Source organism: Limnobacter humi (assembly GCF_024518835.1).
In the GTDB taxonomy this organism is placed as follows: domain Bacteria; phylum Pseudomonadota; class Gammaproteobacteria; order Burkholderiales; family Burkholderiaceae_B; genus Limnobacter; species Limnobacter humi.
In genome coordinates this window covers 246,493-266,005 of sequence record NZ_JANIGO010000003.1, presented here as the reverse complement: position 1 = coordinate 266,005, position 19,513 = coordinate 246,493, and the positions used below count along the sequence as shown (strand labels likewise).

The window sequence follows — 19,513 nt, the reverse complement described above, 5'->3', positions numbered from 1 at the left end:
CCTCAGTGATCACACCGAGGGTTTTCAGGCTGGTTTGCTCAGGTCGGCCGATTAGCTGGCGCGACGCCGTGCAAATCCGCCACGATCCTGACCAAACTTCGCCGCTTGTTCCCGGCGGGGGCCACTGGGCGTACCTGGGCGAAATGCGGGTCGATTGCGATCTTCCGAACGAGGTGCTGCTGTCCGTTCAGTGTCCCGATTCCATTTTTTGTTGGGGCTGGCCGCTTCGCCGGCCCGGTCGCGATTGAACGGTTTGCGGTCGTCAGGCTTGCGCTCACCGCCGAAACTGCGTTCGCCACCAAAGGTACGCTCACCGCCAAAACTACGCTCGCCCTGTGGCTTTCGGTCGCCGCCGAATGGGCGATCCTGGCTGAAGGAACGCTCGGTGCGCTGGGGGCGGTCTTCCCGATTGAACGGTTTGCGGTCGTCGAATTTGCGTTCGCCACCAAAGCTACGTTCGCCACCAAAGCTACGCTCGCCCTGTGGCTTTCGGTCGCCGCCGAATGGACGGTCTTGGCTGAAAGAACGCTCGGTGCGCTGAGGGCGGTCTTCGCGGTTGAATGGCTTGCGGTCGTCGAATTTGCGCTCGCTGCCAAAGCTGCGTTCACCGCCAAATTTGCGCTCACCGTCATAGCCACCGCTGCGACGGCCACCCTGACCACCACCGGAATTTCGACCACTGCCACCACCGCGTTTGTTCCCGCCGCGTGGTGCCACGGTGAAATTGCCTTTGGGTTCCAGGCCTTCCACTTGTTCTTCAGGAATGCGGGCATTGATGAAACGCTCAATGCCGCGCACGGTGATGATGTCGCTGGCTTCAGCAAGGGTTACTGCAATACCGGAGCGGCCGGCACGGCCGGTGCGACCAATGCGGTGCACATAGTCTTCCGACTTCATGGGCATGCCGTAGTTGATCACGTGGGAAATGGCGGGCACATCCAAACCGCGGGCAGCCACGTCGGTGGCGACCAAAACCTTGATGTCACCTTTGCGCACGCTGGCCAGTCGACGATTGCGGACCACCTGGGGCATACCGCCATGCAGCGCGCAGGCACGCATGCCTTCGTCCATGAGGTCACGGGCCAGGTTTTCCGCGTCAATCTGAGTGCTGGTAAACACCACGGCCTGCACCATGTCGGGATGCTCAAGCCAGTGGTTCAGCAGCTTGCGCTTGTGGCCGCGACTGTCGGCCCACATCAGTTTCTGGTCGATGTCGGTGTTGGTTTCATTCTGAGCGGCCATTTCAATGCGCACTGGCTCGTTCATCAGGTTTTCAGCCAAGCCCACGATGCGTTTTGCAAAGGTTGCTGAGAACATCAGGGTTTGTTCACGTTGCGAACACAGGGCGTTGATGGCTTCCAGGTCTTCCGAGAAACCCAGGTCCAGCATGCGGTCAGCCTCATCCACAATCAGCGCATTGACGGTAGACAGGTTCAATTTACCTTGCTGAGCCAGGTCCAGCAGACGGCCCGGCGTACCCACCACCAGGCGTGCTCCGCGCAGTGAAGCCATTTGTTTGCCGTAGGGCATACCACCGACCACGGTGGCCACGCGCAGGCCTTTGAAGAACTTGACCAGGTTGATGGCGTCTTGGCTCACCTGTTGAGCCAGTTCACGGGTGGGGCAGAGCACCAGCACTTCAGGGCCTGCCAAGGCGGCCATGGGGCTTTGCTCGCTCTCCATCATGCGGTGCATGACAGGCAGCAGGAAGCCGAAGGTTTTGCCAGAGCCGGTCTGGCTGGACACCATGAGGTCGCCACCGGGCAATGCCAGGGGAATGACTTCTGCCTGTACGGCAGTGGGTGCGGAGATGTTCAGGGCATTCAGGGCTTGCAGCAAAGGCGCAGCAAGACCCATTTCTTCAAACGAGGTCAACATGACAAATGTTCCAAATCGATGTGGAATCAAGCAATCATCGACGAACAGAAATGACGCAACCGAATGGCTCAACCCGGTTGGTTAAGCGGTGGTGCAGAAGAACTGGCGGCGATGGGCGAACGCGAAAGCCATATAGCTAGCGCAACAAAGGCAACCCAACGCGGTCCAGAACAGGGGTAAGAATGACCCGTTGATTTGCAATCTGCGCGCAGTGTACTGGTTTACTGTGCAATGCACAAGAAAAATATGCCGTGTTTGCGGGCCTTTAGAAGGGGCACTCCATTTGATCATCGGCATGGCTCGTCAGGACCATTAACTTTTGGCAAATCCGGTCGTTAAACCATCAGAGGTTCATTGTTGACAGGAATATGGTCATGAGAAAACTGAAACTATTCATGGTGGCCGGTGCAGCCACCATGCTGAGCTCGTGCGATCTATCGCAGATCCCCGGGCTGGACGGCAAGCTGTCGATTGAAGACAGCAAAGCCATTGGGGCCGCCTGTCGACACTCAGGCCGGGCGTTGGAAGATTGTTTTGCGATGAATCCGAAAAGTCACCCGGCGGGGGTGTTTGACGGTTGGCGCGACATGAATGACTACATGATCGCCAATCAGATTGATGTGGTAAAGCCGGAAATTCAGTCTTCGGCCTACAGGCCGGAGCACGCCGAGAAAACGCCTGTGGTTAATGGCTCTGCGGCGGAATCATCGGCAAGCGCGTCAACGCCTGCTTCGGATGGTGACAGTTCGCCAGGTGTGCCTCGGCAGCGCTGGCAACCGAAGACGGCAGTACCCGATTCACCAACTGCCGCCAAAAAACCAGATTCGGTTGCCGGAGAAAACGGTAGCGCCAAAGAGGGTGGTGCGGTAGAACCCAAATCAGACCCAAAACCCGACAAGGCCAGGCCTTGGGAACGAAAAAAAGACGCACACAGTCGGACCTGATGGAGCCTTTGTCCCCGGCATGCAGTGGGTGGAGTGATAAGCTTTTTGCCAATTGCATTCAAGGGACATCGGACCATGGCAGGTCGAATCAGCAATCATTGGCAGTATTGGGTTCCGTGTTTGGTGGTGTTGTTGCTTGGTGTGCAGGCCCAAGCAGCCCGAGCTCAATCCAGGGGCTATGCTGAGCCGGCCTTTCGAGACGTGCCCAGCAAGCTTCTCAAGCAATTCAGCAAGGTGGGTTTGTCAGCAGATGAATTTGCGCTGCAAGCCATTCCGATTCCCCCTTATGTCAAGCAGCGGCCGCTCGCCTACGCCCACGCTGCAGACCGTTTGATGAATCCGGCCTCGGTGGCCAAGGTATTCACAACAGGTTTGGCGCTGGACACTTTAAACAGTACATATCGATTCAAAACCGCGTTCATGGCTGCTGCGGAGCCGGTTGATGGGATCTTGAACGGTCCGCTCTACATCCGCGGGGGAGGTGACCCCGGGTTCATGACCCAAGACCTTTGGTCAGCCTTGCGTGCACTTCGAATGAAAGGGGTCAAAACCATTCGTGGCTCCGTGGTCCTGGATGACACGCTGTTCTCCGACGTGGGGGTTGCGTTGAGTGCTGCCGATGCGGAGGCGTTTGATGAGGCGCCTCATCGTGCCTACAACGCACAACCGTATGCGCTGCTGATGAACCTGGGTGCCATGACATTGATGCTGGACATTAATCAGGGGGCGGTTCAGGTGGTTCCCGAGGAGGCCCCAGCCAGTTGGGCTTTTGTGTCGGAAATCAGGCTGGCTTCCGGTGCTTGTGGTGCCTGGAAAAACAGCATGGACATCGACTTTGCCAAAAAAGGTGGCAATGTGGTGGTGACCGTCAAGGGAAGCTATCCACGGGGTTGTGGTGCTGCCCGTCTGCCCATCCGCGTGCCACCCCAGGATTGGTTGTGGGAATCCTGGTTTCGTGAAATTTGGGCACAGCTGGGCGGGGAGTTTGCTGGCCAGTTCACCAAAGGCAAAACGCCCGCAAACACGGTGGAGTTGTATACGGCTGTGGGCAAAACCCTGGCTGAGGATGTGCGGCAGGTCAACAAGTGGTCCAACAATGTGATGGCCCGGCATCTGGAACTGGCGGTGGCTGGCTCGCCGCAAGCATTCAACACCAAGATGTTGCAGTGGCTTCAGGGCCAGGGCATTCGCACTCCCGACTGGTATTTTGAAAATGGCTCTGGCTTATCCCGTTCAACCCGCGTGGACGCCCGTGGTCTTACTGAATATCTGCGCAACATGGCCATGCGGGCAGATTTCCCGGATTACCTGTCCAGCTTTCCCCGCGCAGGTGTCGATGGCACTTTGCAAAAGCGTGTGCATTCCGTCGATGGTTACGCTTATTTGAAAACCGGCAGTTTGAGTGGTGTGCGTTCTGTGGCGGGGTATGTGCGCGATCGCGACGGGCAATGGTGGTCTGTGGCCATCTTGGTGAAAAGCCCGAATGCGGGGGAGGCATGGCCCGCGATGGAGGCGATGGTGGATTTTCTCTACAGAGGCGATTGAAAATGCGGGCTTCCGCGAGGCTTGCCGGCGCCCAGTCGGGCTTCCTTTGTTAGACTAAGTTCTCGAAAAACCCCAACCCTTGTCGAGGATAAAAACATGGACAACAGCAAAGACAAACTGTTCAGTGACATGAAGATCGTTCTGAGCGACGCCGAGGACCTGCTCAAGGCAGCGGCTTCATCCTCGGGTGAACGTGCTGTTGAGCTGCGTGAAAAGGCCCTGACCAGCCTGCGCCGCGCCCGTGAGGTGATGCAGGATGCGCAGTCTGCCGTGGTGGAAAAAGGCAAAGCCGCTGCCCGAGCCACCGACGATTACGTGCACGATCACCCATGGCGTGCTGTGGGCATTGCTGCAGCAGTGGGGTTTGTGTTGGGATTGATCGTTAACCGCCGTTAAGCGAGTGCCGTGTTAAATCCAAATTCCCGCTCTGCCCTGAAACGGGTGGCAGCCAGCCTGCTGGGCATGGGTCAAACCCGACTGGAACTGATGGGCGTCGAGTTGGCCCAGGCTCGCCAAGCCACGGTGTCCACCGTGCTGTGGGGTGTGGTGGTCGTGATGGCAACGGCCTTTGCCTCGCTGTTTTTGGGCATGGCCATGGTGGTGTTGGCTTGGGATTCACACCGACTGGCAGCCATATTGGCCTGTATGGTTGCCTATGTATTGCTTGCCTTGTGGGGCTACAGCCGTTTGAAAGCAGCGTTGGCTGCTCAACCGCCACTGTTTGAGGCCACCATCGCCGAGTTTGGTCGAGACCGTCAAGCCATTCTGGACTCCATGAGTGATACCGCGTCAGGTCCGTCGTCGCCCACAGCTCCTTCTGCTGGAGGTCCTATCTAATGGCGCAGAAATTTGATGCCCTGGCTGCCCGCAAGGAGCTGCTGCAGATGAAGGCTCAGCTTCAGCGCATGGAGCTGGGCGCTGAGGTGTCGGTATTGAAGCAGGAGTTTGCCTGGTTGGGTGCGTTCAAACAGGTGGGTGCTTTCTTTGCCACGCGGAACTTCAGCAGCCTTGCGCCCTGGTCTGCCTTGGGCGGTCAACTGGTGCAAGACCAGTTGAAAAAGCATCCACTGTTGGGTTTCGTGGCCTCCGCCGCCTTGGTGCGTTTTCGCCAACCGCTGGTCAAGGCCACTTGGCGTGCTGGTCTGGGTGCCTTGGTGTTGGCTGGCGCCGTGATGTGGTTTAAAGGCCGAGGCGGAGCATCAACTCCCTGATCCGTTCATTCAGTCCCGCGTCGGGTTCAATGGCGCGACCCCATTCCCGATTGGTTTCTCCGGGCCATTTGTTGGTGGCGTCCAACCCCATTTTTCCACCCAAACCACTCACCGGGCTGGCGAAATCCAAGTAGTCGATGGGTGTATTTTCCAGCAGTACAGTGTCACGCACTGGGTCCATCCGGGTGGTGATGGCCCAAATCACCTCTTTCCAGTCGCGGGCATCCACGTCGTCATCCACCACCACAATGAATTTGGTGTACATGAATTGCCGCAGAAAACTCCACGTGCCCATCATGACCCGCTTGGCATGGCCAGCATAGGCCTTCTTCATCGAGATGACTGCCATGCGGTAGCTGCAACCCTCGGGTGGCAAATAGAAATCCACAATCTCCGGAAATTGCTTTTGTAATATGGGCACAAACACTTCATTGAGGGCCACACCCAGAATCGCGGGTTCATCCGGTGGTTTTCCGGTGTAAGTGGAGTGATAAATCGCATCATCGCGCAAGGTGATGCGGTCAACCGTGAACACCGGAAACCAGTCCTGCTCGTTGTAGTAACCCGTGTGGTCGCCATACGGACCTTCCAGTGCCACATCCCAACCTTGCAAATAGGCTGGCACAGGGGGCGGCTCCCTCAATACTTTCACGCCTTCGCGAATCTCGGGGACCTGGCCATCGCCGCGGCCTTGCCGGGCAGCCACGGCGATGGGGTGATCGGATGGGTAAATGTGGCCTTCCAACACCATTTCCGATTCGGCAGGCACTTGCAAGTCATTGCCGATGCATTGGGTCAACTCCGTGCGGCTTCCCCGCAGCAGGCCAGCAAACTGATATTCCGACAATGTGTCGGGCACGGGAGTGACAGCGCCCAGGATGGTGGCAGGGTCCGCACCCAGGGCCACCGATATGGGGAACGGTTGTCCCGGGTTTTTCAGGGCATGGTCGCGAAAGTCGAGCGCACCGCCCCGGTGGGCCAGCCAACGCATGATCAATCGGTTTTTGCCCACTTGCTGCTGGCGGTAAATTCCCAGGTTTTGCCGTTTTCGGTGTGGACCCTTGGTAACCACCAAACCCCAGGTCAGCAGGGGCGCTGCGTCGTCGGGCCAGCAAGTCCAGATGGGAATCCGGTTCAGATCCACGTCTGGCCCTTCCAGTATCTGGGTTTGGCAAGGTGCATTTCGCACGGTTTTTGGAGCCATGGACAGCACCTGCCGGACCAGGGGAAGCTTGTCCATGGCATCTCGCAATCCCTTGGGTGGATCCGGTTCTTTCAGATATGAAAGCGTTTTTCCGATCTCCCGAAGCGCCTGTGTGTCGGATGCACCCATGCCCATGGCGACCCGCTTCGGCGTTCCAAACAGATTGCCAAGTACCCGGTGGGGGTATCCGTGAGGGGCGTCAAACAGCAAGGCTGGGCCTTGAGCTCGCAGCACTTTGTCGCACAAATGCGTCATTTCTAGCACGGGACTTACCGACTCGGGTACCCGCAGTAACTCACCATTTTTATAAAGCAAGTCAATGAAATCACGAAGGTTTTTGTATTTCATGGGGTGCTGCAGTCGATAGAAATTGATACGAATTGTTGATTGGCGTAAGGGTTTTCCCGAATTCGAGTCGACCTTCAGTTCTGTGGAACCCGCATGAACACACGCGTTCGGAGGGGATACCTATTTTGAGTAGAAAAACTCTACCAGATTTCGGATTGACCCCCGGAACGCTAGCCCCTAGAATCCGCTCAACTTCATCGGGGTATACACAGGCCCTGAACGAAATCCGAGTGGTCGGTATGCGCGAAAGAACTTTAGCATGCCGCGTGGCCACAATCCGAGTGCAAAGCCCCAGTCCAGAATGTTCGGGGGGCCAAGCAGAACGTTCTGCCTCACGGGTCAAATCGAGGCAGATGCAACGCTGAGTCAAACAATGCAAGTAATTGCGTTTGCGTAGCGAAGGAGGTTGCATGAAGCAGTACGATACGTTTCTGACCGTTGAGTTGAATGAAGGTCAGATCAAAGCGTTTAAAAAAGTTCGCAACTGGATGTCCTTGCTGGGCATCGCATCGGTGTTACTGGGTGCTGGTACAGCCACCGCAATGGCCGTCAACCCGGAATTCCGCAACAAGGTGTTTTTCTCTGAGCCTGTCCAGGCGGTGTTTGCGAATCAGATTGACATGGTCAGTACCGGATTGGTCAATCCAGATGCGCAGCTCAATGCGCCCGCCGTTCAGCCTGCAAAAGTGGCTTTCAATTTGATTCCGGCCAAATACAGCGTTGCCGAAACACACAAATCATTGAATCCTGGCCAGAAAGAGGTTGTCGAATACCTGTCCGAGCGTTACCGAGTGTCCTCTGAGGCGCTGGAAACAATTGTTCGCCTGGCTTACAAAGTGGGGCGGGAGGAGCAGGTGGAGCCCACGCTGATTCTGGCTGTGGTTGCGGTGGAGTCGGGTTTTAATCCGTTTGCTGCCAGTCCGGTCGGTGCCAAGGGTTTGATGCAGATCATGCCCAAAATCCACAAGGACAAATTCGAAGAAATTTCCCCGGGCGATTGGTCTGCCCTGAATCCTGAACACAACATGCGTGTGGGCGCTCAGATCATTCACGAATACACCCGTCGCACCGGATCGATTCAAACCGGATTGCGTTGGTATGTGGGCGCTGCCGTGTCTGGCAATGACAACGGTTATCCCGCCAAGGTCTTGGGTATCAAGGCCAAAATTGACTCCGTATATCGCACTGGCCGACTGGTGGCAGCACGCGAGGCGGATGAAAAAGCGGGTGTCACCAAAGTGGCCACCCACTTCGAAGGTTGATGCTTAGACCTTAGACCATTCCCATGGTTTTGTTGAAGGCATAAATGCGTTCAACGGCCTGTTCAATGTTGGGCAGGCTGTTGGCATATGACAGCCGCATCCGCTCATGGCCCCGCATGGGAGAGAAGTCCTTGCCCGGCACTGCGCACACCCAGTGGGTGTTTAACAAGCGGTTACAGTATGCGTCGCTGTCCATGGGTGTTCTGACATACAGGTAAAAAGCAGCATCAGGCGAGGTGTCCACCTGCAAGCCAGCCTTGGGCAGCGCGTGAAGCAGAAAATCCCGACGTTGCCCCAACACCTGTCGACGTTCTTCGCAGAGGTCCAGTGTGCGTTGTTCAAAGCAGGCCAGCGCTGCCCATTGGGCGGGTGCCGGTGGGCAAATCGACAGGTTTTGTGCCAGTTTCTCCACCCCTCCCAGCAAATACTCGGGCACCACCATCCAGCCCAGCCGCAGCCCGGTCATTCCGAAATACTTTGAGAAACTGTTGATCACCAACAAGCGATTGTGTTCATCGGGTAGGCCGACGGTTTGCAAAATGCTGCGGGCCGGCGAACCATAGCATAGAGACTGATAAATCTCGTCCATGATCAGAAAGCCGCCACGTTCAGCAATCGCCTGATTGATTTGCTGAGCCACAACAGGATTCAGGCGCGTACCCGTCGGATTGTTTGGCGATGCCAGCAATGCCCCACGGGTGTGTGGCTGCCAGGCAGCCATGATGTCGCCAACGGTGGGCTGAAAGCCCTGCTCAGGCGTTGTTTGAACAAACCGGGGTTGAGCGCCAGCTGCTTGCACAAATGTTTTGTTGCACGGGTACCCGGGGTCACTGAGCAAGACCTCATCACCAGGGTTTAGCAGGGCCAGGCAAGCGAATTGCAGGGCAGCGGAGGCTCCGGAGGTCACCACAATTTGTTGGGGGTTTACCGCAACGTCAAACTGTTGTTGATAAAAAACCGCAATCGCCTCGCGCAGGGGCATCAGCCCCAAGGCTGCGGTGTAACGGGTTTTGTGTGCCTGCAGCGCAGCACCATAGGCCTCCAGCACTGGGGGTGGGGTTCCAAAATCAGGTTCGCCAATCGACAGATGAATCACCGGGTGACCCTGTAGGGCCAGCGCGTCGGCCTGCTTCACCAGTTCCATGACGTGAAATGGGGCAATTTGATGGCTTAATGAGGACTGCATGTGGAGTGCACCGGAAGCATGGGTTCTGCGGAAGTTGGGCCTTTTGTGGAAACCCCTAAATACAGCCCTATGGCCTGCACCTATAATTCCGGATTGGTCGTTAACCGCGAAGAGAAGATTATATGGCTCAACCGATGGATCAGCGCTTTCGTCAGGCTGCTTTGGAATATCACGAATTTCCCAAACCCGGCAAATTGCAGATTGCCGCCACCAAAAGCCTGGTGAACCAGCGCGACCTCGCTTTGGCCTATTCGCCAGGGGTTGCCGCCGCTTGCGAAGAAATCGAGCAGGATCCATCCACAGCGGTGCGTTACACCGCCCGTGGCAATTTGGTGGGGGTGGTCACCAATGGAACCGCTGTGCTGGGTTTGGGCAACATCGGCCCGTTGGCGGCCAAGCCAGTGATGGAGGGCAAAGCTGTGCTCTTCAAAAAATTCGCGGGTATTGATGTGTTCGACATTGAAATCAATGAAACAGACCCGGACAAGCTGATTGAAATCATTGCCTCGCTGGAACCCACGTTTGGCGGTATCAACCTGGAAGACATAAAGGCGCCCGACTGCTTCAAGGTTGAGCGTGCGCTGCGCGACCGCATGAATATTCCCGTATTTCACGACGACCAGCACGGCACGGCCATTGTGGTGGGTGCCGCCGTGCTCAACGGCCTGGAAGTCATTGGCAAGAAAATTGATGAAGTCAAACTGGTCACTTCGGGTGCGGGCGCTGCAGCGTTGGCCTGCCTGGACCTGCTGGTTGAGTTGGGCTTGCCTCGCAAAAACATCTGGGTGACTGACATTGATGGCGTGGTGTTCAAAGGTCGCGAAGTGGGCATGGACCCAGACAAAGCCCAATACGCCCAAGAAACCGATGCCCGCAAGCTTGCGGACGTGATGGCCGGTGCCGACGTGTTTCTCGGCTTGTCGGCCGGTGGGGTGTTGAAACAGGACATGGTGAAGGCCATGGCCCCCCAACCCCTGATTTTGGCATTGGCCAATCCCACGCCCGAAATTCTGCCCGAGCAGGTGTATGAGGTGCGTTCTGACGCCATCATGTGCACTGGCCGCACGGATTATCCCAACCAGGTCAATAACGTGCTGTGCTTCCCTTTCATTTTCCGGGGGGCGCTCGATGTCGGCGCAACCACCATCACCAAGGACATGGAAATTGCCGCGGTGCGCGCTGTGGCCGAGCTGGCTCGCAAAGAGCAATCCGACGTGGTGGCCTCTGCCTACCGCACACAGAACCTCAGTTTTGGTCGTGAGTATCTTATCCCCAAACCCTTTGACCCTCGCCTGATCGTTCACATTGCACCGGCGGTGGCCAAAGCAGCCATGGACAGTGGTGTGGCCACACGCCCGATTGAGAACCTGGAAGCCTACAAGGATCAACTCCAGCAGTTTGTGTACCACTCCGGCACTTTCATGAAGCCGATTTTTGCTGTGGCCAAGCGCTGCGTGCAGGAAACACCCCAGACTTCCCGCGTGGTGTTTGCGGAAGGGGAAGACGAGCGCGTGCTGCGCGCCGTGCAGGTGGTGGTGGATGAGGGCATTGCCAAGCCCATCCTGATTGGGCGCCCGGCGGTGATTGAGCGCCGTCTGGAGCGCTTCGGATTGCGCATCAAGGCGGGTGCAGATTTTGACCTCATCAACCCGGAATACGATGAGCGGTATAAGGAATTCTGGGGCACGTATTACGACCTGACCAAGCGGAAGGGGGTGACCGAGGCCTATGCCAAAATCGAAACGCGCCGCCGGCACACCTTGATTGGCTCATTGATGATCCACAAAGGGATGGCAGATGCCATGATTTGTGGCACCTTTGGCACGCATGCCTTGCATCTGCATTACGTGGACCAGGTGATTGGCTTGCGCACGGGTTGCAACACCTATGGCGCCATGAACGGTCTCATGTTGCCCAATCGTCAGGTGTTTCTGGTGGACACCCACGTGAATTACGACCCGACGGCTGATCAAATTGCCGAAATCACCTTGATGGCCGCAGAAGAAATGCTGCGCTTGGGCATTGAACCCAAGGCGGCGTTGCTGTCTCATTCCAACTTCGGTTCCAGCAATCAGCCATCGGCAGTCAAGATGCGTGAAGCCTTGCAGAAACTTCGCGACCTAGCGCCCTGGCTGCAAGTGGACGGTGAAATGCACGGTGATTGTGCGTTGGACGAGTCGGTTCGCAACACCATTTTCAGTGGTTCCAACCTCACCGGCGAGGCCAATTTGCTGGTTTGTCCCAACATTGATGCGGCCAACATTGCCTACAATTTGCTAAAAACCGCCGCGGGCAATGGCATTGCTGTGGGTCCAGTATTGTTGGGTGCCGCCAAGCCGGTCCACATTCTGACCGCATCGGCCACCGTTCGCCGAATCGTGAACATGACGGCGCTTGCTGTGCTGGATTCCAACTCTGAACGGGTCAGTGCGCTTTAACAGCATGTCAAATTAAGCATCAAAATAAGCCCGCATTGTCGGGCTGTTCGATCTATCGCCCGTTGGTGTACAGGTGCAGAATGGCTTTATGAGCGAAACCCTGCACCTGCACACAGAGCCTGCCGAAGACATCACTGGATTGGTGTTGTCGGGCGGTGGGGCGCGCGCAGCGTATCAAGTGGGTGTGCTGCACCAGCTGGCCAAGTGGTTCGCGCAGGAAAAGCGCAGCGAACTGGACTTCCCCTTCAAGATTTTGTGCGGCACTTCTGCGGGTGCCATCAATGCGGCCGCGCTGACCTGCTGTGGCCGCAACTTCTACCAGTCCACCGACCGCATGATGCGGGTGTGGGAAAACTTTCGGTCTGAACAGGTTTTCCGTTCTGATTCCTTGGGCATCATTCGCACGGGCGCACGCTGGCTATCCGCCTTGTCGATTGGCTGGATGCTGCGCAAGCGCCCCAAGTCGCTGCTCGACAATAGTCCACTGACCGACTTGCTGCATCAGTTGCTCCATTTTCGCCGCTTGGATGAGGCGCTGGAAAGCGGTCACATTCATGCCCTGGCGGTGGCAGCGTCCAGTTACACCAGCGGTCGAAGCGTGACATTTTTTCAAACCCAGAAGGCCTTGGAGCCTTGGATACGAACCCAGCGGGTCGCTGTTCAAACCCGCATCACGGTGGAACATTTGCTGGCTTCTGCTGCCATTCCGTTTGTGTTTCCGTCGGTCCGTCTGGACATGGAGGGTGCTCTGGAATGGTTTGGTGATGGTGCCATGCGGCAACTGGCCCCCATCAGCCCCGCCATTCACCTGGGAGCCAATCGGGTCATGGTCATCGGCTCGAGTCAAGAGGCCAAAAATCACACAGCCGCCGTCGAGATGCAAATGGCGTATCCCAGTCTGGCCCAAATTGCGGGCCATGCCATGGCTTCCATTTTTCTGGACAGCCTTTCCAGCGATATCGAGCGCCTGAGTCGTGTCAACAAAACATTGTCATTGTTGCCGCCGGAAACCGCCACCCAAAGTGCGCTCAAACCGATTGACCTGTTGGTGATTTCGCCCAGTGCCCGCATCGACGAAATTGCAGCCAAGCACACCAATGACTTGCCTCGGCCAGTACGAACCATGCTGTCGGCTCTGGGGGCCACTGAAGCGGGCGGCTCCTCGCTGGCCAGTTACCTGCTGTTTGAGGGCAATTACACCCGCGAATTGATTCGCATGGGCATTGCAGACACGATTGCCAAGCGCGACGAGGTCTTTGCGTTTTTCCGACTGGGGCAACATCCGTAAAAGCGACGGAACGCCCGGCGTCACCTTGGGTCCAACAGGCTACAATAGCCCGTCTTTCCAGTTTTGATGCAATCGCCATGTCTGTGAAGCAGCCCACCGCCGCCTGGCATGCCCACATGCTGGATCCATCTCTGCCTGCTGCACTGTGTGTGGCCCAAGGCAAACCGGCGCAAGTGTGTACCGCACGAACACTGCATGACGTCATGCCGACGCTGGATCAGGCTGAAACCTGGGCTCAGCAAGGCTTGTGGGTGGTGGGCGGTCTCGTGTACGAAGCGGCCCCCGCATTTGACCCGGCATTCACGGTTCAGGCGGCCGGGTATGCCGGTCCTTTGGCTGTTTTTCATGCCTATGAAGCCGATCAGGTTCACACCTTGAGCCTGACCGAGCTTTTGGACCCTGCCAGGCCCATAAAAACCACCCCTTGGTGCAATGTGCAGCGCACCGATGCATTCAATGCGGCGTTCAGCGCGGCGCGCGAGGCCATTGCGGCTGGTGAATTCTACCAAATCAACCTGACCACGCGCTTGACCGCAGCAGCTCCTGCGGACTCACCGTGGAACTTGTTTCTCCAGTTGTTCAATGCACAGCCCGCTGCCAACAGCCTTTTTCTGGAGCATGCGGATGGTGCTGTTCTGAGCCTGTCTCCAGAACTGTTTTTCCGCTGGGAGCAGGGCCGGTTGACCACCTCGCCGATGAAGGGGACCCGTGCAACGGCTGCCCAAAGCCATCTGTCCGCGTGGAAGGACGGGCGTTTGTCCGATTCCAGCAAAGACAGAGCGGAAAATGTGATGATCGTTGATCTGCTGCGCAATGACCTGGCCAGGGTCTGCCTGCCTCGAAGCGTACAGGTGCAGTCGTTGTTCGACATCTTGGTATTGCCCACGGTGGAGCAGATGACGTCCACCATTATCGGACAAACCCGGGCCGACTGTCCGCTTCGGGCGGTTTTCTCAGCCCTGTTCCCGTGCGGCAGTGTCACCGGAGCACCCAAAGCGCAGGCGATGAAGCGAATTGCCGAATGGGAACCTGCACCCCGTGGGTTTTATTGCGGTGCCTTGGGTGTGTTGGCCCCGGGTGGCGCTGCCCATTTCAACGTACCCATTCGGACCGTGCAGTGGAACCCAGTGGTTGCTCCATCGGGCGCAAACGGTGAGCTTGGTTTGGTGTACGGGGTTGGCAGTGGTATCACTTGGTACTCCAATGCGCAGTCCGAGCATCGGGAGTGGTGGGAAAAAACGGTATTTCTGAGGCAGTCAACCTGTGAGGTTCAAATCCTGGAGACCGTGGCATTGAGCCATGGTCATTGGGCTCGGGAGCACCTGCACATTGAGCGAATGCGGCAATCTGCCGTTCATTTCGGCTACGTGTGGGATCCGCTGGAAGTTCACCAGGTTTTGGCGACAGCCGCTCAACAGCATGCAAGCGGTCAGTGGCGGGGACGTTGGTTGCTGAGCCCAGAGGGGCGCCTGACCGTGCAATGTGATGCCATGCCCGCAACGCCGGACAGTGTGGTCCTTCGCTTGGCAGATTCACCTTTTGAGGCACAGGCGGATTTTGTGATGCACAAAACCACCCATCGGCCGCATTACGACCACGCATTTGCGCAAGCCAATGGCGCGTTCGATGTATTGCTGTGGAATGCGGAGGGCTTGCTGCTGGAGACCTGCCGCTGCAACATTGTGCTGGACCTGGACGGAACCTTGTTTACCCCAGCCAACAAACCAGGCAGCAATTTGTTGGCGGGCGTGTTGCGCCAAGCCCTTTTGCAGCACAATACCATTCATGAAATGTCGCTCCGGAAGAATGACCTTCAGCGTGCGCGGGCCGTCTGGCTGATCAACAGCCTTCGGGGGTGGATCCCGGTCCGCGAGGTGGTGGGTCAGGGGGTGGCGATTTCATACCCCACGATCGCCGTACCCACGTCAGTCCAATAACCACACAGCGAGATCGCCCACCGTGAATCCAAGCACCATCGACATCATCGGCGCCACTCTGTTTGCCATCGCCGTGCTGCACACCTTCTCCACCAAGTTTTTCGAAAAGCTGGCACATGCGCAGCCCAACCATGCAGGTTTGTGGCACCTGCTGGGTGAAGTGGAGGCTGTGTTTGGTTTTTGGGCCATGGTTCTGGTGGTGTTCATGGCGTTTGCGCAGGGCCATGACGCAGCGGTGCACTATCTGGATACGCGCAATTACACCGAGCCCTTGTTTGTATTTGCCATCATGGTGATTGCAGCGAGCAAACCCATCCTGACGCTGGCTGGCATGATTGTTCGCGGGTTGGCGTCCATCTTGCCGATGAATCGGCAGGTGGCCTATTTCGTCACCTCCCTGTCGATTGTGCCATTGATGGGCTCCTTCATCACCGAGCCTGCCGCCATGACACTGGCCGCTTTCCTGCTGCGTGACCGCTTTTACACACGGGGCTTGAGCAATAAGCTGATGTACGCCACCTTGGGTGCCCTGTTCGTCAACGTGTCGATTGGCGGAACACTCACCCCCTTCGCCGCACCGCCCGTGTTGATGGTGGCAGCCAAATGGGGCTTTGACATGTCATTCATGCTGAGCACCTTTGGCTGGAAGGCCGCATTGGCTGTTTTCTTGAATGCCATGGTGGTGACCGTGCTGTTTGCCAAGGAAATAGCGGCCATTCGGGTGTCGGATGCGGACAAGGCTGAGAACACCATGCCGGTTTGGGTCATCGGCATGCACCTCTTGTTTTTGGTGGGTGTGGTGGTATTTGCCCACCACGCAGCGGTCTTCATGGGCTTGTTCCTGTTTTTCCTGGGCTACGCTTCCGCGTACAAAGACTATCAGGATCGCCTCATTTTGAAAGAGGGGCTCATGGTCGCTTTCTTCCTGGCCGGCTTGGTGGTGTTGGGCGGTATGCAATCCTGGTGGCTGCAGGATGTGCTCACCAAGCTCAGCCCCACAGCGCTGTACTACGGTGCAACCGCACTGACCGCCATCACCGATAACGCGGCGCTCACATACCTGGGTTCGCTGGTCGAAGGTGTCGGGCCTGAATTCAAATATGCCTTGGTGGCAGGTGCGGTCACCGGCGGTGGCCTTACCGTGATCGCGAATGCGCCAAACCCGGCGGGCTATGCCATTCTAAAACCGTATTTCAGCAATGGCGCCATCAGTGCAGGCGGCTTGTTCATTGCAGCATTTCCACCCACCGTGGTGGCCATTCTGGCCTTTCAGCTGCTGTAAACAGTGAGTGTGTTTTGACAGAGTCTCAGTCCCCCGACCCACGCGAAGGCCAATCCGCCCACTCGGAGGAATTGGCCATGGATTTTCCGCTGGACGACCAGCCTGAAAGCCCACGCGATTTGGATGATGCACAAAAAGCGTTGGCGGATGTGCAGGCGTTGTTGCGCAAACAGCGGGTGATTGAAAGTGTGGTCCACAACCAGCAACCGCATGTAAACCCCGAGCGACACAAGTTGGTGGAAGAGCTGGTGCATCGACAGCATGTGAATGAACTGTCTCAAAAGCTCCACCAGCTTCACCCGGCCGATGTGGCCTATGTGCTGGAAAGCCTGCCGATTGAAGACCGCTTGGTGGTTTGGGGGCTGGTGCGTTCAGAGCGGGACGGCGAAATTCTGCTGGAGCTATCGGATTCAGTGCGTGAAACGCTGATCCGCTCGATGGATAGCGAAGAGTTGTACGCCGCCACCGAGTCGCTGGATGCTGATGAAATTGCGGACCTGGCCCCTGACCTGCCACGCGATGTGGTGGAGAAACTGGCCAGCAGCCTTAGCCTGGAAGAGCGCGAGCAGTTGCGCGCCGCGATGAGTTACCCGGAAGACAGCGTCGGTGCCCGCATGGACTTCGACATGGTGACCATTCGGGACGATGTGACGCTGGAAGTGGTGTTGCGTTACCTGCGCCGTTTTGACGAATTGCCCGAGCAAACCGATCAGGTGTTTGTGGTGGACCGGGTTGATCATTTTAAAGGCAGCTTGCCGTTGGACCGCTTGCTGGTCAATGAGCCGGAAACCCTGGTGAGCGAGGTGATGAGCCGGGAAGTGCTGATGTTGTCTGCACTGGATGACGCCTCCGAAGCGGCCCAAGCCTTTGAACGCTACGACCTGGTGTCTGCCCCGGTGCTGGACCCTTCCGGCAAACTGATTGGACGCCTCACCGTGAATGAAGTGGTGGACGTGATCCGAGAGGAAAGCGAATCCGATATTTTGACCTCAGCGGGTTTGCGCGAGGAAGAGGATTTGTTTGCCTCCGTCTGGGAATCCGCCAAAAACCGCTGGCTGTGGTTGGGTGTAAACCTCTTCACGGCGTTTTTTGCCAGTCGAGTGATTGATGCGTTTGAGGGCACCATTGCCAAAGTGGTTGCGCTCGCCACCCTCATGCCGATTGTGGCAGGCATCGCCGGCAACTCGGGCAACCAGACCATGACGTTGATGATCCGCTCGCTGGCCTTGGGCCAAGTGACCGCTGCCAATTTGCGTCTGCTCATGAAGAAAGAGTTTGCGATTGCGGGATTGAATGGCCTGATGTGGGGTGGGTTGGCAGGGTCTGCCGCTTTCGCACTGTACTTTGGCACACCGAATGCACTGACCTTGGGTGTGCTGATGATGCTGGCCATGATGCTCAACCTGTTGGTGGCTGCCCTGATTGGCGTGGCAGTGCCCCTGACGCTGGCCAAAATTGGCCGTGACCCAGCCATGGGGTCTTCTGTATTGCTCACTTTCACCACCGACAGCATGGGCTTTTTCATTTTCCTGGGACTGGCCTCCCTGTTTTTCTAGGAGGAACCTGCCGTGCCTGGTACCTCCGCCGTCACGCTCAGCATCATCATGCCGGTGTACAACGAAGCGGCGAGGGTGGCTTATTTTGTTGAACGGGCTTGCGCATTGCTGAAACCTGGCCATGAATTGTGGGTGGTCGATGGTGGTTCAAACGATGGCACGGTGAGTATTTTGCACAGTCTTCAGTCTCAAGGCCTGCCCTTTATGCTGCTTCAAAGCGCCAAAGGCCGTGCAGCCCAAATGAATGCGGGTGCAATGCAGGCATTGGGCCAAGCCTTGCTGTTTTTGCATGCGGACACTGAAATACCGGCGGCCAGTGTCGATACTTTGGTAAATGCGATTGAACACACGCAGGGCTCGCTGTGGTGGGGGCGCTTCAATGTGCGCATTGTGGGCCAAAGCCTCTGCCTGCCCATGGTGGCCTGGTTCATGAACCAGCGGTCACGATGGACCCGCATTGCCACTGGCGACCAAGCCCTGTTTTGTAGTCGCACCTTGTTTGAACAAACTGGCGGCTTTCCCAGTCAACCCTTGATGGAGGACATTGATTGGTGCGCGCGCGCGCGGCGTGTGCCTGGTGCGGTGTTCATGCCCCTAAAGGCGCAGGTATTGACCTCGGGCCGCCGATGGGATGACCATGGTGCCTGGAGAACCATCGTGTTGATGTGGAGCTTGCGCCTGCGTTATTTCCTGGGCGAAAGTGTCGAGAGCATTGCCCAACGTTATCGCGATGCTCGATGAGGTGTCCGTGATGAAAGCCATGTTGGCCCTATTTGCAAAATACCCGGAACCCGGTCGGGTCAAAACCCGCCTACAGCCCATGCTCGGGGAGCGGGGCGCCAGCGACTTTGCCCGCTATTTGTTGTTGAGCAGTGTGGTGAAGGCGGTGGACTGGTGCTTGCATTTGACACACCTCAATGGCGAGCCCCTGCAGCTGGATGTGGCGGTGTGGACCGATGGCGGTAACCGCGACCTGTGGCAGCCCTATACCCATGGTGGGGAAGTGCCCCTGTTTCAACAGCCTCAGGGGCATTTGGGTGCGCGCATGCTGCATGCTGTCGAAACGCACCTGCACACCCATGATGCAGTGGTGTTGCTGGGGCCCGATGCGGTGGGTTTTCAAGGCCAGCACCTGCTCGCCCTGTTGCACCACCTCAACCAAGGTCAGCCGATGGCTTTCGCGCCTGCGATGGATGGCGGCTATGTGGCAGTGGCCTGTTCAACAGTCATCCCTGTTGCATTCGATGTAACCATTGAATGGGGCACAGCGAATGTGATGGAGCAAACCCTTCGTCACTTGGCACAGCAAGGCATAGAACCCCCGTGTTTACCCCGCCAACTGGACATTGACGAGCCTGATGATTTAAGACATGCCATGAGCCTGGGGTTGGTACCCACCCAATGGCATGAATTGCTGTAACCCCGATTCAAGGA

16 protein-coding genes are annotated in these 19,513 nt (G+C 57.1%); 13 read left to right on the top strand and 3 right to left on the bottom strand.

All coding sequences use genetic code 11. The annotated features are described in order from the left end of the window. Positions 1-51 precede the first annotated feature (51 nt). Positions 52-1,878 carry a DEAD/DEAH box helicase gene (locus NQT62_RS10585; RefSeq protein WP_256764669.1) on the bottom strand — a complete coding sequence of 609 codons (1,827 nt, stop codon included), beginning with the start codon at positions 1,876-1,878 and terminating at the stop codon, positions 52-54. 374 nt (positions 1,879-2,252) lie between these two features. Between NQT62_RS10585 and NQT62_RS10580 the strand changes: the two genes are divergently transcribed. From NQT62_RS10580 to NQT62_RS10560, 5 genes are all read left to right on the top strand, one after another. Continuing rightward, a complete protein-coding gene (locus NQT62_RS10580) occupies positions 2,253-2,822 on the top strand; it encodes a hypothetical protein (RefSeq protein ID WP_256764668.1) in 570 nt (189 codons plus the stop codon). Positions 2,823-2,897: 75 nt separating this feature from the next. Continuing rightward, positions 2,898-4,367: a D-alanyl-D-alanine carboxypeptidase/D-alanyl-D-alanine endopeptidase gene (gene dacB, locus NQT62_RS10575; RefSeq protein WP_256764667.1), complete on the top strand. Its 1,470-nt coding sequence runs from the start codon at positions 2,898-2,900 to the stop codon at positions 4,365-4,367. A gap of 96 nt (positions 4,368-4,463) precedes the next feature. After that, positions 4,464-4,763 (top strand): ElaB/YgaM/YqjD family protein, encoded by a 300-nt coding sequence (locus tag NQT62_RS10570; protein WP_256764666.1) that lies wholly within the window; start codon positions 4,464-4,466, stop codon positions 4,761-4,763. 9 nt (positions 4,764-4,772) lie between these two features. Beyond that, complete coding sequence (locus NQT62_RS10565; RefSeq protein ID WP_256764665.1) at positions 4,773-5,204, top strand: phage holin family protein; 432 nt, start codon at positions 4,773-4,775, stop codon at positions 5,202-5,204. Beyond that, positions 5,204-5,578: a hypothetical protein gene (locus tag NQT62_RS10560; protein ID WP_256764664.1), complete on the top strand. Its 375-nt coding sequence runs from the start codon at positions 5,204-5,206 to the stop codon at positions 5,576-5,578. Before NQT62_RS10565 ends, NQT62_RS10560 begins: the two co-directional genes overlap by 1 nt. Here the strand turns inward: NQT62_RS10560 and NQT62_RS10555 are convergent. Next, positions 5,547-7,130: a UbiD family decarboxylase gene (locus NQT62_RS10555; protein WP_256764663.1), complete on the bottom strand. Its 1,584-nt coding sequence runs from the start codon at positions 7,128-7,130 to the stop codon at positions 5,547-5,549. The two genes, NQT62_RS10560 and NQT62_RS10555, sit on opposite strands and share 32 nt — an antisense overlap. Positions 7,131-7,540: 410 nt before the next feature. On the opposite strand from NQT62_RS10555, the gene NQT62_RS10550 reads away from it, so the two are divergent. Then, entirely contained in the window at positions 7,541-8,392 is an 852-nt protein-coding gene (locus NQT62_RS10550) for a lytic transglycosylase domain-containing protein (RefSeq protein ID WP_256764662.1), read from the top strand. Between the two features lie 10 nt (positions 8,393-8,402). Here the strand turns inward: NQT62_RS10550 and NQT62_RS10545 are convergent, their stop codons facing one another. Further along, complete coding sequence (locus tag NQT62_RS10545; protein ID WP_256764661.1) at positions 8,403-9,578, bottom strand: aminotransferase class I/II-fold pyridoxal phosphate-dependent enzyme; 1,176 nt, start codon at positions 9,576-9,578, stop codon at positions 8,403-8,405. Positions 9,579-9,700: 122 nt separating this feature from the next. Between NQT62_RS10545 and NQT62_RS10540 the strand changes: the two genes are divergently transcribed. The 7 genes from NQT62_RS10540 (at position 9,701) to NQT62_RS10510 (ending at position 19,499) form a co-directional block, all read left to right on the top strand. Further along, positions 9,701-12,016 (top strand): NADP-dependent malic enzyme, encoded by a 2,316-nt coding sequence (locus tag NQT62_RS10540; RefSeq protein WP_306173624.1) that lies wholly within the window; start codon positions 9,701-9,703, stop codon positions 12,014-12,016. A gap of 88 nt (positions 12,017-12,104) precedes the next feature. Next, the gene (locus tag NQT62_RS10535; RefSeq protein WP_256764660.1) at positions 12,105-13,304 is read left to right on the top strand and encodes a patatin-like phospholipase family protein; all 1,200 of its coding nucleotides are present in this window, start codon (positions 12,105-12,107) and stop codon (positions 13,302-13,304) included. A 77-nt stretch (positions 13,305-13,381) separates the two neighbouring features. Further along, positions 13,382-15,241 (top strand): chorismate-binding protein, encoded by a 1,860-nt coding sequence (locus tag NQT62_RS10530; RefSeq protein ID WP_256764659.1) that lies wholly within the window; start codon positions 13,382-13,384, stop codon positions 15,239-15,241. A 22-nt stretch (positions 15,242-15,263) separates the two neighbouring features. After that, positions 15,264-16,523: a putative Na+/H+ antiporter gene (locus NQT62_RS10525; RefSeq protein WP_256764658.1), complete on the top strand. Its 1,260-nt coding sequence runs from the start codon at positions 15,264-15,266 to the stop codon at positions 16,521-16,523. Between the two features lie 77 nt (positions 16,524-16,600). Continuing rightward, a complete protein-coding gene (gene mgtE, locus NQT62_RS10520; protein WP_256764657.1) occupies positions 16,601-18,079 on the top strand; it encodes a magnesium transporter in 1,479 nt (492 codons plus the stop codon). A gap of 12 nt (positions 18,080-18,091) precedes the next feature. After that, positions 18,092-18,820, top strand: a complete 729-nt coding sequence (locus NQT62_RS10515) for a TIGR04283 family arsenosugar biosynthesis glycosyltransferase (RefSeq protein ID WP_256764656.1) — start codon at positions 18,092-18,094, stop codon at positions 18,818-18,820. Continuing rightward, positions 18,792-19,499, top strand: coding sequence for a TIGR04282 family arsenosugar biosynthesis glycosyltransferase (locus NQT62_RS10510; protein WP_256764655.1), 708 nt, complete (start codon positions 18,792-18,794; stop codon positions 19,497-19,499). The genes NQT62_RS10515 and NQT62_RS10510 overlap by 29 nt, the downstream gene beginning before the upstream one ends. The last annotated feature ends 14 nt before the right edge of the window (positions 19,500-19,513 follow it).

Bases quoted from the DNA above. Each gene is read 5' to 3' on its own strand.
- NQT62_RS10555 (WP_256764663.1), bottom strand. From the start codon at position 7,130: ATGAAATACAAAAACCTTCGTGATTTCATTGACTTGCTTTATAAAAAT.
- NQT62_RS10570 (WP_256764666.1), top strand. From the start codon at position 4,464: ATGGACAACAGCAAAGACAAACTGTTCAGTGACATGAAGATCGTTCTG.
- NQT62_RS10545 (WP_256764661.1), bottom strand. From the start codon at position 9,578: ATGCAGTCCTCATTAAGCCATCAAATTGCCCCATTTCACGTCATGGAA.
- NQT62_RS10580 (WP_256764668.1), top strand. From the start codon at position 2,253: ATGAGAAAACTGAAACTATTCATGGTGGCCGGTGCAGCCACCATGCTG.
- NQT62_RS10560 (WP_256764664.1), top strand. From the start codon at position 5,204: ATGGCGCAGAAATTTGATGCCCTGGCTGCCCGCAAGGAGCTGCTGCAG.
- dacB (WP_256764667.1), top strand. From the start codon at position 2,898: ATGGCAGGTCGAATCAGCAATCATTGGCAGTATTGGGTTCCGTGTTTG.
- NQT62_RS10535 (WP_256764660.1), top strand. From the start codon at position 12,105: ATGAGCGAAACCCTGCACCTGCACACAGAGCCTGCCGAAGACATCACT.
- NQT62_RS10530 (WP_256764659.1), top strand. From the start codon at position 13,382: ATGTCTGTGAAGCAGCCCACCGCCGCCTGGCATGCCCACATGCTGGAT.
- mgtE (WP_256764657.1), top strand. From the start codon at position 16,601: ATGGATTTTCCGCTGGACGACCAGCCTGAAAGCCCACGCGATTTGGAT.
- NQT62_RS10585 (WP_256764669.1), bottom strand. From the start codon at position 1,878: ATGTTGACCTCGTTTGAAGAAATGGGTCTTGCTGCGCCTTTGCTGCAA.
- NQT62_RS10550 (WP_256764662.1), top strand. From the start codon at position 7,541: ATGAAGCAGTACGATACGTTTCTGACCGTTGAGTTGAATGAAGGTCAG.
- NQT62_RS10540 (WP_306173624.1), top strand. From the start codon at position 9,701: ATGGCTCAACCGATGGATCAGCGCTTTCGTCAGGCTGCTTTGGAATAT.